This window comes from Pseudomonas sp. UBA3153, from assembly GCF_002364635.1.
GTDB classification, from domain to species: domain Bacteria; phylum Pseudomonadota; class Gammaproteobacteria; order Pseudomonadales; family Pseudomonadaceae; genus Pseudomonas_O; species Pseudomonas_O kuykendallii.
Genome location: NZ_DEYR01000083.1, coordinates 1 through 13,368, shown reverse-complemented (window position 1 = coordinate 13,368; position 13,368 = coordinate 1). Strand labels below are relative to the sequence as shown.

At 69.1% G+C, this 13,368-nt stretch carries 11 protein-coding genes; 4 read left to right on the top strand and 7 right to left on the bottom strand.

Annotation, left to right across the window (positions count from 1 at the left end):
- From rsxB to metG, 3 genes are all read right to left on the bottom strand, one after another.
- A partial coding sequence (rsxB, locus tag B2X67_RS18310) for an electron transport complex subunit RsxB (RefSeq protein ID WP_286786380.1) occupies positions 1 to 470 on the bottom strand: 470 nt, incomplete at its 3' end.
- Entirely contained in the window at positions 467 to 979 is a 513-nt protein-coding gene (locus B2X67_RS18305) for an Rnf-Nqr domain containing protein (protein ID WP_273232751.1), read from the bottom strand. The genes B2X67_RS18305 and rsxB, both read right to left, overlap by 4 nt.
- Positions 980 to 1,186: 207 nt before the next feature.
- Entirely contained in the window at positions 1,187 to 3,229 is a 2,043-nt protein-coding gene (gene metG, locus B2X67_RS18300; protein WP_273232749.1) for a methionine--tRNA ligase, read from the bottom strand.
- 160 nt (positions 3,230 to 3,389) lie between these two features.
- On the opposite strand from metG, the gene apbC reads away from it, so the two are divergent.
- The 4 genes from apbC to B2X67_RS18280 all read left to right on the top strand — a co-directional run bounded on the left by apbC (position 3,390) and on the right by B2X67_RS18280 (position 7,845).
- Complete coding sequence (gene apbC, locus B2X67_RS18295) at positions 3,390 to 4,475, top strand: iron-sulfur cluster carrier protein ApbC (protein WP_286786379.1); 1,086 nt, start codon at positions 3,390 to 3,392, stop codon at positions 4,473 to 4,475.
- Between the two features lie 72 nt (positions 4,476 to 4,547).
- Positions 4,548 to 6,020, top strand: a complete 1,473-nt coding sequence (locus B2X67_RS18290) for a helicase HerA-like domain-containing protein (protein WP_286786378.1) — start codon at positions 4,548 to 4,550, stop codon at positions 6,018 to 6,020.
- Between the two features lie 659 nt (positions 6,021 to 6,679).
- On the top strand, positions 6,680 to 7,246 hold the full coding sequence (gene dcd, locus B2X67_RS18285; RefSeq protein ID WP_090228314.1) for a dCTP deaminase: 567 nt from the start codon (positions 6,680 to 6,682) through the stop codon (positions 7,244 to 7,246).
- 95 nt (positions 7,247 to 7,341) lie between these two features.
- Positions 7,342 to 7,845 carry a sterol desaturase family protein gene (locus tag B2X67_RS18280; RefSeq protein WP_273232743.1) on the top strand — a complete coding sequence of 168 codons (504 nt, stop codon included), beginning with the start codon at positions 7,342 to 7,344 and terminating at the stop codon, positions 7,843 to 7,845.
- Between the two features lie 605 nt (positions 7,846 to 8,450).
- On the opposite strand, the gene B2X67_RS18275 is transcribed toward B2X67_RS18280, so the two are convergent.
- From B2X67_RS18275 to B2X67_RS18260, 4 genes are read right to left on the bottom strand one after another with little or no spacing between them, the layout of a single operon-like run.
- A complete protein-coding gene (locus B2X67_RS18275) occupies positions 8,451 to 9,377 on the bottom strand; it encodes a phytoene/squalene synthase family protein (RefSeq protein WP_286786377.1) in 927 nt (308 codons plus the stop codon).
- Positions 9,374 to 10,864 carry a phytoene desaturase gene (locus B2X67_RS18270; protein WP_286786376.1) on the bottom strand — a complete coding sequence of 497 codons (1,491 nt, stop codon included), beginning with the start codon at positions 10,862 to 10,864 and terminating at the stop codon, positions 9,374 to 9,376. The genes B2X67_RS18275 and B2X67_RS18270 overlap by 4 nt, the downstream gene beginning before the upstream one ends.
- Positions 10,861 to 12,033: a lycopene beta-cyclase CrtY gene (crtY, locus tag B2X67_RS18265; protein ID WP_286786375.1), complete on the bottom strand. Its 1,173-nt coding sequence runs from the start codon at positions 12,031 to 12,033 to the stop codon at positions 10,861 to 10,863. Before crtY ends, B2X67_RS18270 begins: the two co-directional genes overlap by 4 nt.
- Complete coding sequence (locus B2X67_RS18260) at positions 12,023 to 13,306, bottom strand: glycosyltransferase (protein WP_286786381.1); 1,284 nt, start codon at positions 13,304 to 13,306, stop codon at positions 12,023 to 12,025. Before B2X67_RS18260 ends, crtY begins: the two co-directional genes overlap by 11 nt.
- Positions 13,307 to 13,368 lie beyond the last annotated feature (62 nt).

The window sequence follows — 13,368 nt, the reverse complement described above, 5'->3', positions numbered from 1 at the left end:
CGTGCATTGCGTGCCTCGAAGCGCCGGCGGAACTGGTCGGCGCGGGCGCGCTGGGCCCGCGCGGCGGCGTCGGCCAGCGGCAGGATGTCGATGCAGTCCACCGGGCAGGGCGCGACGCAGAGTTCGCAGCCGCTGCATTCGGCGGCGATCACCGTGTGCATCAGCTTGGCCGCGCCGCTGATGGCGTCCACCGGGCAGGCCTGGATGCACTTGGTGCAGCCGATGCATTCGGCTTCGCGGATGAAGGCGACCTGCGCCGGCACCGGGCTTTCCGCCAGCGGCAGGGCCGGGCGCTGCAGCAGCTCGGCCAGCGCCTCGACGGTGGCCTGGCCGCCCGGTGGGCATTTGTTGATCGCCTCGCCGGCGGCGATGCCTTCGGCGTAGGGTTTGCAGCCGGGATGGCCGCACTTGCCGCACTGGGTCTGTGGCAGCAGGGCGTCGATCGCCTTTATCCGCGGCGCGTTGCTCATCGGCCGACCACCCCGAGCAGCACCAGGCCCATCAGCCCGGCACCGATCAGCGCCAGCGGCGCGCCCCGCAGCGGCGCCGGTACATCGGCGTTTTCCGCCCGCGTCAGCAGGTCGCCGAGCAGGCGCAGGATCAGCCAGAAGCCCAGGCCGGCGAGCACGCCGAGGCCCAGGCTCGGCAGCCATTCGCGCTGCGCCGAGTCGAACATCAGCACGCTGGCGATGGCCGCGCCATTGGCCAGCAGCACGGGCAGGAGGCCCGGCGCCGTTGGGTAGCGCCTGGCGATGAGCTTCAGCGCGAGCAGGGCGAGTGGCAGCAGCGAGGCCAGCAACACGATGAGGCGCAGGTGTTGCAACGCTTCCGGCAGATGCGCCAGCGCCCAAGCGAGTGGCGTGGCGAGGACGACCAGCAACGCCGTCGCCGGGCCGAGCGCCGTTGCCCGGTCGCTGCGCAACAGCAGGTCGACCAGGGCGGTGCAGAGCAGGGTGGGTAGGAGCGCGAGCATAGGCATCGGTTTTTTCGGGCGGTGGAGCGGTGGGTTACGGCGCGCCCCACCGAGATCGTGAATTCTCGGCTGCGCGTATTTGCGCGCCTAACCCACCCTACGGAAGTACCGGGAATCGTAGGGTGGATCGCGCTTCACCGATCCACCAGGCGGTGTCGATGAAGGCGTCGTCATCCCCCCGAAGCGTCGACCGGACTCAGGCGGCTTCGCGCGTCACTTCACCCGCTGGCCAGGCTTGGCGCCGCTGTCCGGGCTGAGCAGGTAGATTTCCTCGCCGCCGGGGCCGGCCGCCAGGACCATGCCTTCGGAGACGCCGAACTTCATCTTGCGGGCGGCCAGGTTGGCGACGTACAGGGTCAGCCGGCCTTCCAGCTTGCTCGGGTCCGGGTAGGCGCTCTTGATCCCGGAGAACACGTTGCGCTTGGCGTCGCCGATGTCCAGGGTCAGGCGCAGCAGCTTGTCGGCGCCTTCGACGAACTCGCATTTCTCGATCAGCGCGATGCGCAGGTCGACGGCGGCGAAGGCGTCGAATGCTATCTCGGCGGCCAGCGGGTCTTTTACCAGTTCACCGTTGCCCGTCGTCGCGGCAGGCGCTTCGGCGGCGGCCAGGTCTTCCTTCGAGGAGGCGATCATGGCTTCGATCTTCGCCGGCTCGATGCGCGTCAGCAGCGGGGTGAAGGCATTCAGCTGGTGGTTGGCCAGCAGGTTGCGGTGGTCGTCCCAGCGCAGCGGCGCGACGTTGAGGAACTGTTCGGCGGCGGCGGCCAGGGCAGGCAACACCGGCTTGAGGAAGATCACCAGCTGGCGGAACAGGTTGACGCCCAGCGCGCAGATTTCCTGCACCTCGGCCTGCTTGCCGTCCTGCTTGGCCAGCGCCCAGGGCGCCTTGTCGGCGATCCAGGCGTTGGCGCGGTCGGCCAGCGCCATGATTTCGCGCATGGCGCGGGCAAAGTCGCGGGTTTCATAGGCTTCGGCGATGCTCGGCGCGGCGGCGCGGAAGGCCTCGGTCAGTTCCGGCGCGGCATCGCTCTGCACCAGCAGGCCGGCGTTGCCCTTGTGGATGAAGCCGGCGCAGCGGCTGGCGATGTTGACCACCTTGCCGACCAGGTCCGAGTTGACCTTCTGCACGAAGTCCTCGAGGTTCAGGTCGAGGTCGTCCACGCCGCGGCTGAGTTTGCTCGCGAAGTAGTAGCGCAGGTATTCCGGGTTCAGGTGGTCCAGGTAGGTGCGCGCCTTGATGAAGGTGCCGCGCGACTTCGACATCTTCTGCCCGTCGACGGTGAGGAAACCGTGCACGTTGAGCGCGGTCGGCTTGCGGTAGCCGGCGCCTTCGAGCATCGCCGGCCAGAACAGGGCGTGGAAGTTGACGATGTCCTTGCCGATGAAGTGATACACCTCGGCGCTCGAATCCTTGTTCCAGAAGGCGTCGAAGTCCAGCTCTGGGGTGCGCTCGCAGAGGTTCTTGAAACTGGCCATGTAGCCGATCGGCGCATCCAGCCAGACGTAGAAGAACTTGCCCGGCTCATCGGGAATCTCGAAGCCGAAGTAGGGCGCGTCGCGGGAGATGTCCCATTCCTGCAGGCCCGCGTCCAGCCATTCGGCGATCTTGTTGGCCACCGACTCCTGCAGCGCGCCGCTGCGGGTCCAGCCTTTGAGCATCGCGTCGAAGTCCGGCAGCTTGAAGAAGAAGTGCTTGGAGTCCTTGAGCACAGGCACCGCGCCGGAGATCGCCGAGCGCGGGTCCTTCAGCTCGGTGGGCGCGTAGGTGGCGCCGCATTTCTCGCAGTTGTCGCCGTACTGGTCGGGGGTGCCGCATTTAGGGCAGGTGCCCTTGATGAAGCGGTCGGCCAGGAACATGCCTTTTTCCGGGTCGAAATACTGGGTCACCGAGCGCGTGGCGATGTGCCCGGCGTCGCGCAACTTCAGGTAGATCGACTCGGAGAGCACGCGGTTCTCTTGCGAATGGGTCGAGTGGAAGTTATCGAAGGCCACGCCGAAGTCGGCGAAGTCGGTGCTGTGTTCTTGGCGCACGTTCTCGATCAACTGCTCGGGGCTGATGCCTTCCTTGTCTGCCCGCAGCATGATCGCCGAGCCGTGGGCGTCCGAGGCGCAGACGTAGATGCACTGGTTGCCGCTCATCTTCTGGAAGCGCACCCAGATGTCGGTCTGGATGTACTCCACCATGTGGCCGAGGTGGATCGAACCGTTGGCGTAGGGCAGGGCGCTGGTGACGAGGATCTGGCGGGCTTCGGACATGTTGATCGGCTGCACGGGGTAATCGAGGGAAGTCGGCAACTATATAGGCGCGGCGGTTTTTTTTCATCCGCACGGGCCGGACTGCATCCCCGGCGCCCGCGGTCGCTTCAGGCTGCTACGATAGCCGCCTGTTTCGCTCAGCCTTTTCCCGGAGTTCGTCATGACCGTTACCCGCGCCCAGGTGGAATCCACGCTGCGCCAGTTCACCGATCCCCATCTCGACCAGGACCCGGTCAGCGCCGGTTGCCTGCGCGAGGTCGACATCCAGGGCGGCAAGGTCCGCGTGCGCCTGCAACTGGGCTACGCCGCCGGCCTGTTCAGGAGCGGCTGGGCGCAGACCCTGCAGATGGCCCTGGAGAACCTCGAGGGCGTCGACAGCGCGCAGGTCCAGGTGGATTGCGTGATCGAATCGCACAAGGCGCAGGAGCAGGTTCCGGCGCTGGGCAACGTGAAGAACATCATCGCCGTGGCCTCCGGCAAGGGCGGCGTCGGCAAGTCGACCACCGCCGCCAACCTGGCGCTGGCGCTGGCCCGCGAAGGCGCGCGGGTGGGCATTCTCGACGCGGACATCTACGGCCCCAGCCAGGGCATCATGTTCGGCATCGCCGAAGGCACGCGGCCGAAGATCCGCGAGCAGAAGTTCTTCGTGCCCATCGAGGCGCACGGCGTGCAGGTGATGTCGATGGCCTTCCTCACCGACGACGACACGCCGGTGGTATGGCGCGGGCCGATGGTGTCCGGCGCGCTGATCCAACTGATCACCCAGAGCGCCTGGGACAACCTCGACTACCTGGTGATCGACATGCCGCCGGGCACCGGCGACATCCACCTGACCCTGGCGCAGAAGGTGCCGGTGGCGGGCGCGGTGATCGTCACCACGCCGCAGGACCTGGCCCTGCTGGATGCGCGCAAGGGCGTGGAGATGTTCCGCAAGGTCAACATCCCGGTGCTCGGCGTGGTGGAGAACATGGCCGTGCACATCTGCTCCAACTGCGGGCATGCCGAGCACCTGTTCGGCGAAGGCGGTGGCGAGAAACTCGCTGCGCAGTACGACGTCGAGCTGCTCGCCTCGATGCCCCTGTCCATGGCGATCCGCCTGCAATCCGATGGCGGCAAGCCGACCACCGTGGCCGACCCGGAAAGCCAGATCGCCATGCTCTACCAGCACGTCGCCCGCTGCGTCGGCGCGCGTATCGCGCTGACCGGGCAGACGACGATGCCCAACATCGTCATCAGCGACGATTGATCCGCGCCAGCTAGTCTCAAGACAGGGCCGTCCGACACGGGCGGCCGACTCCCGATCCGCAGAGGAAGCCCCATGTCCCAGACCAGCCCGTTCGTGATCGGCGCCGACACCGATGGCCAGCCCCTGGCCCAGTCGCTGCGCCTGACCAACCGCCATGGCCTGGTCGCCGGCGCCACCGGGACCGGCAAGACCGTGACCCTGCAGCACCTCGCCGAGCTTTTCAGCGATGCCGGCGTGGCGGTGTTCGCCACCGATGTGAAAGGCGACCTCTGCGGCCTCGGCGCCGCCGGTGATCCGCAGGGCAAGGTGGCCGAGCGCATCGCCGCCATGCCCTGGCTGAATCACCGTCCGCAGGCCTATCCGCTGGTGCTCTGGGACGTGCACGGCGCCAGCGGCCATTCGCTGCGCACCACGCTCAGCGAGATGGGCCCCCTGCTGATCGGCAACCTGCTGGAACTCACCGACAGCCAGCAGGCGGCGCTTTACGCGGCGTTCAAGGTGGCCGACCGCGAAGGCCTGCTGCTGCTCGACCTGAAGGACCTGAAAGCGCTGCTCAATCACCTGCGCGAGAACCCCGAGCTGCTCGGCGAGGACCGTGCGCTGTTCGCCGGCGCCTCCGCCCAGGCGCTGCAACGGCGCCTGGCGAGCCTGGAACAGCAGGGCGGCGATTCGCTGTTCGGCGAGCCGGCGTTGCAGCTGGGCGACCTGCTGCAGCCCGGTGCCGACGGCCGCGGGCGCATCCACCTGATGGACGCCAGCCGCCTGGTGCACGAGTCGCCGAAGGTCTATGCGACCTTCCTGCTCTGGCTGCTCGCCGAGCTGTTCGAGCAGCTGCCCGAGCGCGGCGATGCCGACAAGCCGATCCTCGCGCTGTTCTTCGACGAGGCGCACCTGCTCTTCGCCGACACCCCGAAAGCGCTGCAGGAGCGCCTGGAACAGGTGGTGCGGCTGATCCGCTCGAAGGGCGTCGGGGTCTATTTCGTCACTCAGTCGCCGTCCGACCTGCCCGACGGCGTGCTCGCCCAGCTCGGCCTGCGCATCCAGCACGGGCTGCGCGCCTTCACCGCCAAGGAGCAGAAATCGCTGCGCGCCGTGGCCGACGGTTTCCGCCCGAACCCGGCGTTCGACACCCTCGACACGCTGACCCAACTGGGCATCGGCGAGGCGCTGGTCGGCGTGCTCGAGGAGAAGGGCACCCCGGCGATGGTCCAGCGCGTCGCCATCGCGCCGCCGCAGTCGCGGATCGGCCCGCTGAGCGACGCCGAGCGCGCCGCGCTGCTGCGCAGCTCGCCGTTGCTGGGGCGCTACGACAAGCCGATCGATCGCGAGTCCGCCTACGAAATCCTCAGCGCCCGCGCCGCGGAGAAGCCCGAGGTGGCCGCGGAGAAACCGGCCAACGCCAGCTTCGGCGGCAAGGCCGGCGACATGCTCGGCGACATCGCCAGCAGCGCGCTGAAGAGCGCCGTGCGCCAGGCCGCCAACCAGCTAGGCCGGCAACTGGTGCGCGGGCTGCTGGGTTCGCTGCTGGGTGGCAAGAAGCGCTGACGTCGTAAGGTGTCAGATCACCCTGTGGCCGCCGGGTCGATGGGCCGAAGCCCATCCTACGGTCCTGCCCCGGCTCAGAACCCCGTAGGGTGGGCTTTAGCCCACGCGAGATGCCAAAGGCACGGTTGGGTGGCCTGAAACGAATCGCGCCCGTTAGGACGAGTGAACCCCGGCGAGACGACTTCGCCCCGATCAGCCTCGTAGGGTGGGCTTCAGCCCACGCGATATGCCAAAGGCACGGTTGGGTGGCCTGAAACGAATCGCCCCCGCCAGGTCGGGTGAAACCCGGCGAGACGACTTCGCCCCGATCAGCCTCGTAGGGTGGGCTTCAGCCCACGCGATATGCCCAAGCACGGTTGAGTGGTCTGAACGAATCGCCCCTTCCAGGCCGAGTGAAACCCGGCGAGACGACTTCGCCCCGATCAGCCTCGTAGGGTGGGCTTCAGCCCACGCGATATGCCAAAGCCCGGTTGGGTGGCCTGAAACGAATCGCCCCCGCCAGGCCGAGTGGCGGCAGGAGAACCCCCGACTTCGCCCCGATCAGCGCCGCCACCCTGTCGCTCCCGCTGCCGCGCAGGCCCATCGGGCGGGCCACTTTCATCGGCGGGCCGCTGACCGGTAAGATGTGCGCCCCGTTCCAGCCAGCCAGGACCCCCGCCATGAGCATCAAATCGGACAAGTGGATTCGCCGCATGGCCCAGGAGCACGGCATGATCGAGCCCTTCGTCGAGCGCCAGGTGCGCACCGAGGGCGCCGAGCGGCTGATCTCCTACGGCGTCTCCAGCTACGGCTACGACGTGCGCTGCGCCGACGAATTCAAGGTGTTCACCAACATCCATTCGGCGGTCGTCGACCCGAAGAACTTCGACGAGAAGAGCTTCGTCGACATCAAGAGCGACGTCTGCATCATCCCGCCGAACTCCTTCGCCCTGGCGCGCACCGTCGAGTACTTCCGCATCCCGCGCGATGTGCTGACCATCTGCCTGGGCAAGAGCACCTACGCGCGCTGCGGGATCATCGTCAACGTCACCCCGCTGGAACCCGAGTGGGAAGGCCACGTGACCCTGGAGTTCTCCAACACCACCACCCTGCCGGCGAAGATCTACGCCAACGAGGGCGTGGCGCAGATGCTCTTCCTGCAGTCCGACGAGGCGTGCGAAGTCTCCTACCGCGACCGCGGCGGCAAGTACCAGGGCCAGACCGGCGTCACCCTGCCGAAGACCTGATCGCCCGGCCAGCCGATGCGCGGCGCCCGCCGCGCGTTCCGCGAACGGCGGCTTGACGTAGACTGGCGCCAGGCCCCTTTCGCGAATCCCTCCGCATGTCCTTCCTGCTCAACAGCCTCATCGTCCTGATCACCGTCGTGCTGATGGAGGGTGTCTCCTGGGTGTCACACAAGTACGTGATGCACGGCTGGGGCTGGGGCTGGCACCGCTCGCACCACGAACCGCGGCAGGGCTGGTTCGAGAAGAACGACCTCTACGCGGTGGTCTTCGCGTCCCTGGCGATCGTCCTGATCGCCCTCGGCACCGCCGGCCGCTGGCCGCTGCAATGGATCGGCGCCGGCATGACCCTCTACGGGTTCCTCTACTTCCTCGCCCACGACGGCCTGGTGCACCGGCGCTGGCCGTTGCGCTACGTACCGCGCCGCGGCTATCTCAAGCGCCTCTACCAGGCGCATCGCATGCACCACGCAGTGGAAGGGCGCGAGGGCTGCGTATCGTTCGGCTTCCTCTACGCCCCTTCGGTGAAGGCCCTCAAGGCCGAACTGCAGCGTCTTCACGGCGGCCGCCTGGACCGCGCGGACGAGCGCTCCGGCGATTAGGCCGAGCGACGTGGCGTGGGCGCAGAACGCGAAGCGGACGCACCGGTAGCACGTGATCTGGTGCGCATGGCGCACCCTACGGCCGCCAGCGATGGCGGCTCATCGGGCGAGCAGACGCGGTTCCGTAGGGCGCGCCGCGCGCACCGATCAGTTCGCAGGTGAGTTAGGCGCGCCCCCACTTCCGCAAACCCACACGTAGCCTCGCGCGCTGTAACCCACCGGGTGGGTTTTCGGGGAGCGCATGGGATGCGGCGTTTGGCGGCGGTGGGCTGAAGCCCACCCTACGGTTGGATCGGCTGTCAGTTCGTAGGGTGGGTTAGGCGCGCTCCCACTTCCGCAAACACGCACCCGGCCTCGCGCGCCGTAACCCACCGGGCGGGTTTTCGTGGAGCGCATGGGATGCGGTGTTTGGCGGCGGTGGGCTGAAGCCCACCCTACGGTTGGATCGGCTGTTAGTTCGTAGGGTGGGTTAGGCGCGTCCCCATTTCCGCAAACACGCACGCAGCTTCGCGCGCCGTAACCCACCGGGCGGGTTTTCGTGGAGGACATGAGGTGCGGATTCTGGTCGCGGTGGGCTGAAGCCCACCCTACGGCTGGATCGGCTGTCAGCGGGGGCGGGTCCACAGGCCGGAGGGGCGCGGTTGCGGGGTGATCGCCCGCGAGCCCAGCGCCTGCAGCCCACCGAGGCCGACCAGGCGCAGCTTGTCCAGGCGGCTGGTGGATACGCGCCGGTCCCATGCATGGGCGCCACGTGCCTGCACCTTCACGCCGATCTGCCGGTACACGCCGCGTGCGGTGGCGATCGCCCAGGCCGAGCGCAGCGGCAGGGCGGCCAGGCCCTGGGCCGCCGAGGCGTAGTAGGGTTCCGCGGCCATCACAAGGCGCCGGGCGAGCTGGGCGATGGCCGCGCGGTGCCGTGGGGCGGCGAGCTGGTCCGGCGCCACGCCGAGTTCCGCCAGCCACTGCTCCGGCAGATACACGCGCCCGGCGCCGGCATCCTCGACGATGTCGCGGGCGATGTTGGTCAGCTGGAAGGCCATGCCCAGGTCGCAGGCGTGGTCCAGCACCTGCTCGTCGCGCACGCCCATCAGCATCGCCATCATCACGCCGACCACCCCGGCGACGTGGTAGCAGTACTCCAGGGTGTCCTCGAACTGCCGGTAGCGACGCTGCTCCACGTCCATGCGAAAGCCCGCCAGGTGCTCCAGCGGATAGCGCTGCGGAATGCCGTGCTGGGCGACCACCTGGCCCAGCGCGGCGAACGCCGGCTCGCTCGGCGCGGCGCCGGCGTACAGCGCCTGGGTGGCGGCGAGCAGCTGTTCGAGGCGCGCCCGGCTGGGGGGAGTGTCGCTCGCCTGCTGGCCGAAACCCAGTTGCTGGCCGTCGATCACGTCGTCGCAATGCCGGCACCAGGCGTAGAGCATCACCGCGCTGCGCCGGGTATCGGCGTCGAACAGCCGGCTGGCGGCGGCGAAACTCTTCGAGCCGACGGCGATGCTGCGCTCGGCGTGGTCGAGCAGCGCGTCGGTCATCGGCCGGCATCCTCGATCATCAGCCCGGCGGTGGCCTTGGCCGAGCCGACCACGCCCGGTACGCCGGCGCCGGGGTGGGTGCCGGCGCCGACGATGTAGAGGTTGTCGATACGGACGTCGCGGTTGTGCGGGCGGAACCAGGCGCTCTGGGTGAGGATCGGCTCCAGCGAGAACGCCGAGCCAAGGTGCGCGTTGAGTTCGTCGCGGAAATCCAGCGGGGTGAAGATGCGGCTGGTCACCAGGTCCTCGCGCAGGCCGGGGATGTAGTGGCGCTCGAGGTACTCGAAGATCCGCTCGCGATACAGCGGCCCCTGCACCGTCCAGTCGATGTCGGCGTTGCCCAGGTGCGGCACCGGCGCCAGCACGTAGTGGGCGGCGCAGCCTTCGGGCGCCAGCGACGGGTCGGTGACGCAGGGCGCGTGCAGGTACAGGGAGAAATCCTCGGCCAGCTCGGCGCCCGCGAAGATTTCGGCGATCAGCTCGCGGTAGCGCGGGCCGAAGCACACGGTGTGGTGCTGCAGCCCCGGATGCTGGCGCCGCAAGCCGAAGTAGATGACGAACAGCGACATGCTGAAGCGCTTCTTCTGCAGGCGCCGGCCTTCGTCGATACCGCGTGGATGGTGCCCGAGCAGCGCCTTGTAGGTGTGCACCACGTCGGCGTTCGAGGCCACGGCGTCGGCCTCGAAGCGGCGGCCGTCGGCGCAGATCGCCGCGGTGATGCGCTCGCCGGAGGTCTCCAGGCGTTGCACCGGCGCGTTCAGTTCCAGCGTCCCGCCCAGGTCCTGGAACAACCGCACCATGCCGTCCACCAGGGCGCCGGTGCCGCCGCGCGGAAACCACACGCCCCACTCGCGCTCCAACGCGTGGATCAGCGCGTAGATCGACGAGGTGGCGAACGGGTTGCCGCCCACCAGCAGCGAGTGGAAGGAGAACGCCTGGCGCAACTGCTCGTCCTCGATGAAGCGTGCGACCATGCTGTACACGCTCTTCCACGCCTGCAGCCGCGCGAGCTGTGGGCCGGCCTGGATCATGCTGCGAAAGGACAGGAACGGCACCGTGCCGAGCTTCAGGTAACCCTCCTCGAACACCGCCCTGGAATACGCGAGGAAGCGCCGGTAGCCCTCGACATCGGCGGGGTTGCGCGCATGGATCTGGCGGTCCAGATCGGCCTGGTCGTTGGCGTAGTCGAAGGCGAAGCCGTCCTCCCAGCAGAGCCGGTAGAAGGGCGCCACCGGCAGCAGCTCGACGTAATCGGCCAGGCGCTTGCCGGCGATGCTGAACAGTTCCTCCAGCGCCGAAGGGTCGGTGATCACGGTCGGGCCGGCGTCGAAGACGAAGCCCTGGTCTTCGTAGACGTAGGCGCGGCCGCCCGGCTTGTCGCGTTTCTCCAGCAGCGTCGTGTGGATGCCGGCGGCCTGTAGGCGGATGGCCAGCGCCAGGCCGCCGAAACCGGCGCCGATCACCACGGCGCGTTTTCCCTGAATCATGAGTGCTTCCTGTGTCTGTGCAGATCGTCGGCGCGCGCGGCGTGCAGCGCCTCGCCGAGGGGGACGGGCGGTTTGCCGCTGAGGATGCGCAGCTTGTCCGCCAGGCGCGGGTGCCCGGCGTAGAAGCGCTGGATCAGTCCTTCGGAGAGGCCGTAGAAACGCTGCATGACCCTCCACCGATTGGCCGGTTCGCCGGCCAGGAAGAGCATGCGGTTGAGCAGGCGGAAGAAGCCCTGGCGCCGCCATTGCTGGCGGGCGAATGCCTCGATCGAGGTGAACAGCGCGCTCGCCTCGAGGTTTTGCAGGCGGGCGATGTGGTCGGCCAGGCGCACCGCGTAGGCCAGCGAGTAGCCGGTGGTGGGGTGGAACAGCCCGGCGGCCAGGCCGCTGCGCGGTTGCCCGCTGGCGCTGAGCCAGAACGCGTCGACATCGCCGCACAGGACGATGGGCAGCACGCCACGCTCCTCGCGCAGTTGCTCGGCGATGCGCCAGCCGCGGCTCGCGGCGTAGTCGGCGATCTGCCCGCGCAGCGCGGCGTCGTCGAGGTCGTCGCCATCGGCGTAGCGGGTGTCCTCGATGAGCAGGCGGTCCGCACCGAACGGCAGCACGTAGACGAACCGATAGCCGTCGTGCTGCGCGACGCTGGCGTCCATCACGATGGGCGCATTCAGGCCGTGCGGCTCGCTCAGGCGGACTTCCTGACCGAGGAATTTCTGGTAGCCCAGCGCCAGGTGCGGGCTGGCCGCCGGGCCGCGGCCGTCGATCACCGCGTGCGCGCGCAGGGTTTCGCCGCTGCTCAGTTGCACGTCGGTGGGAGTCAGCGACGCGACCCGGGCGCCGAGCTGCAGGGAGCCGCCGAGGCGCGCCCGCAGGCGTTCGTCGAAGCGTTGCGAGGTGATCGAGGCATAGCCGCTGTGCAGGCGCCGCCGGCGCGCCGGGAAGATCACCTCGTAGGCGTCCCAGCGATGCGCGACGAGCGGCGCCAGCCATTGCCGCTGCGTGCCGTCCAGGTCACCCTCGTGGAACGACCAGGTGTGGTTGCCGCCCAGGCTCTCGCCCTGTTCCAGCAGCAGTACGCGCAGCTCCGGGCGGGCGTCGGCCAGGCGCCAGGCGATCAGGCCATTGGCCAGGCCGCCGCCGACCAGGATCAGGTCGTAGTCAGGTTGCATCGGCGCGCTCCACCGGCTGGCCGCTGCGCACCACCGCCTCGACGATATCCGCGGCGCGCTCGACGCCACCGGCTTGGGCCAGGCTGGCGCCGACCCGCGCGGCATTGGCGGCGAAACGCGGGTCGTCGAGCAACTGGCGCAGTGCGCGGCCGATGCCGCCCCGGCTGGCCAGTTGCGGGAACAGCCGCAGGCCGGCACCGGCGTGCAGCACGCGGGCGGCCACGCCGGGCTGGTCGAAGGCGATCGGCACGGCGAGCATCGGCACGCCGGCGGCGAGGGCGTCCATCACCGTGTTCAGCCCGGCGTGGGTGATCACCGCGTCGGCGCGGGCGAGGGCGGCGCGCTGCGGGGCGAAGTCGGTGACCCAGGTCGCGCCCAGGCCTTCCAGCACGCGCTCCTGCACGGTATTCAGCCCGCCGCAATGCGCCAGCAGCAGTTGCACGTCCTGCTCGGCGCAGGCGCGGACGATCCGCTGGAACAGGCCGAAACGCCCTCCCTGCAGGGTGCCCAGCGAGGCGAAGACGAACGGCCGGCGCGTCGACAGCGGTATCTGCAACGGCGCTTGTTCCTCGGCGCCACGCAGTGGCCCGACGGCGTGGAACTGCGCCGGCGCCTGCTGCCGTGGGAAGTCGAAGGCGGCGGTGGTCTGGCTGATCTGCGCGTAGGGCGACAGGCACTCGTGCAGCGCCTGGCGCGGCGCCAGGCCGAAGCGCTCGGCGTGCCCGGCGATCACCCGCGCGTGCGGACGCATCAACAGGTCGTAGACCTGGCTGCTGCCCCGATTGAGGTTCTCGCCCTGCGGCGAATCGGCGTAGCCCCAGGGCATCACCGGCAGCGGCAGGCGCGGCTCGCGGTTGACCGGCAGTGCGCAGGCGATCGACACGTAAGGCAGCTTCAGGTGTTCGGCGATCAGCCCGCCAGCGGCTTCCATCTGGTCGGCGAGCAGCGCGTCGACGCCCAGCTCGCGGAGCACGGCCGGCGCCTCGCGGCAGAGCATGTCGGTGGTCCTGGCCAGGTCGAGAATCACCCGGCGCAGGCCGTTGACGCCGCCCGGCCGCGCGGCCAGCTCCACGGTATGGCGCAGCGAACCGGCCGGGTGCGAGACGGCGCCGACGCTGGTGAAACCGACGCGCGGATCGCGCAGCAGCGCGCCGGCATCCTGCTGATGGACGAAGGTCACCCGATGGCCGCGCGCGATCAGGCTGCCGGCGAGCGCTTCCAAGGCACGGAAATGGCTGGTGAAGGGCGGGGCGATGACTGCGAAGTGGCTCATGCTCGCGGCGGGCGCCTCATCGCCGTGCCGCGCCGCGGGGCAGCAGCGGCGCCTGGCGCAGG

Coding starts and splice junctions, on each gene's coding strand:
- B2X67_RS18290 (WP_286786378.1), top strand. CDS start 4,548: ATGTCCCAGACCAGCCCGTTCGTGATCGGCGCCGACACCGATGGCCAG.
- B2X67_RS18260 (WP_286786381.1), bottom strand. CDS start 13,306: ATGAGCCACTTCGCAGTCATCGCCCCGCCCTTCACCAGCCATTTCCGT.
- B2X67_RS18280 (WP_273232743.1), top strand. CDS start 7,342: ATGTCCTTCCTGCTCAACAGCCTCATCGTCCTGATCACCGTCGTGCTG.
- B2X67_RS18305 (WP_273232751.1), bottom strand. CDS start 979: ATGCCTATGCTCGCGCTCCTACCCACCCTGCTCTGCACCGCCCTGGTC.
- apbC (WP_286786379.1), top strand. CDS start 3,390: ATGACCGTTACCCGCGCCCAGGTGGAATCCACGCTGCGCCAGTTCACC.
- B2X67_RS18270 (WP_286786376.1), bottom strand. CDS start 10,864: ATGATTCAGGGAAAACGCGCCGTGGTGATCGGCGCCGGTTTCGGCGGC.
- metG (WP_273232749.1), bottom strand. CDS start 3,229: ATGTCCGAAGCCCGCCAGATCCTCGTCACCAGCGCCCTGCCCTACGCC.
- dcd (WP_090228314.1), top strand. CDS start 6,680: ATGAGCATCAAATCGGACAAGTGGATTCGCCGCATGGCCCAGGAGCAC.
- B2X67_RS18275 (WP_286786377.1), bottom strand. CDS start 9,377: ATGACCGACGCGCTGCTCGACCACGCCGAGCGCAGCATCGCCGTCGGC.
- crtY (WP_286786375.1), bottom strand. CDS start 12,033: ATGCAACCTGACTACGACCTGATCCTGGTCGGCGGCGGCCTGGCCAAT.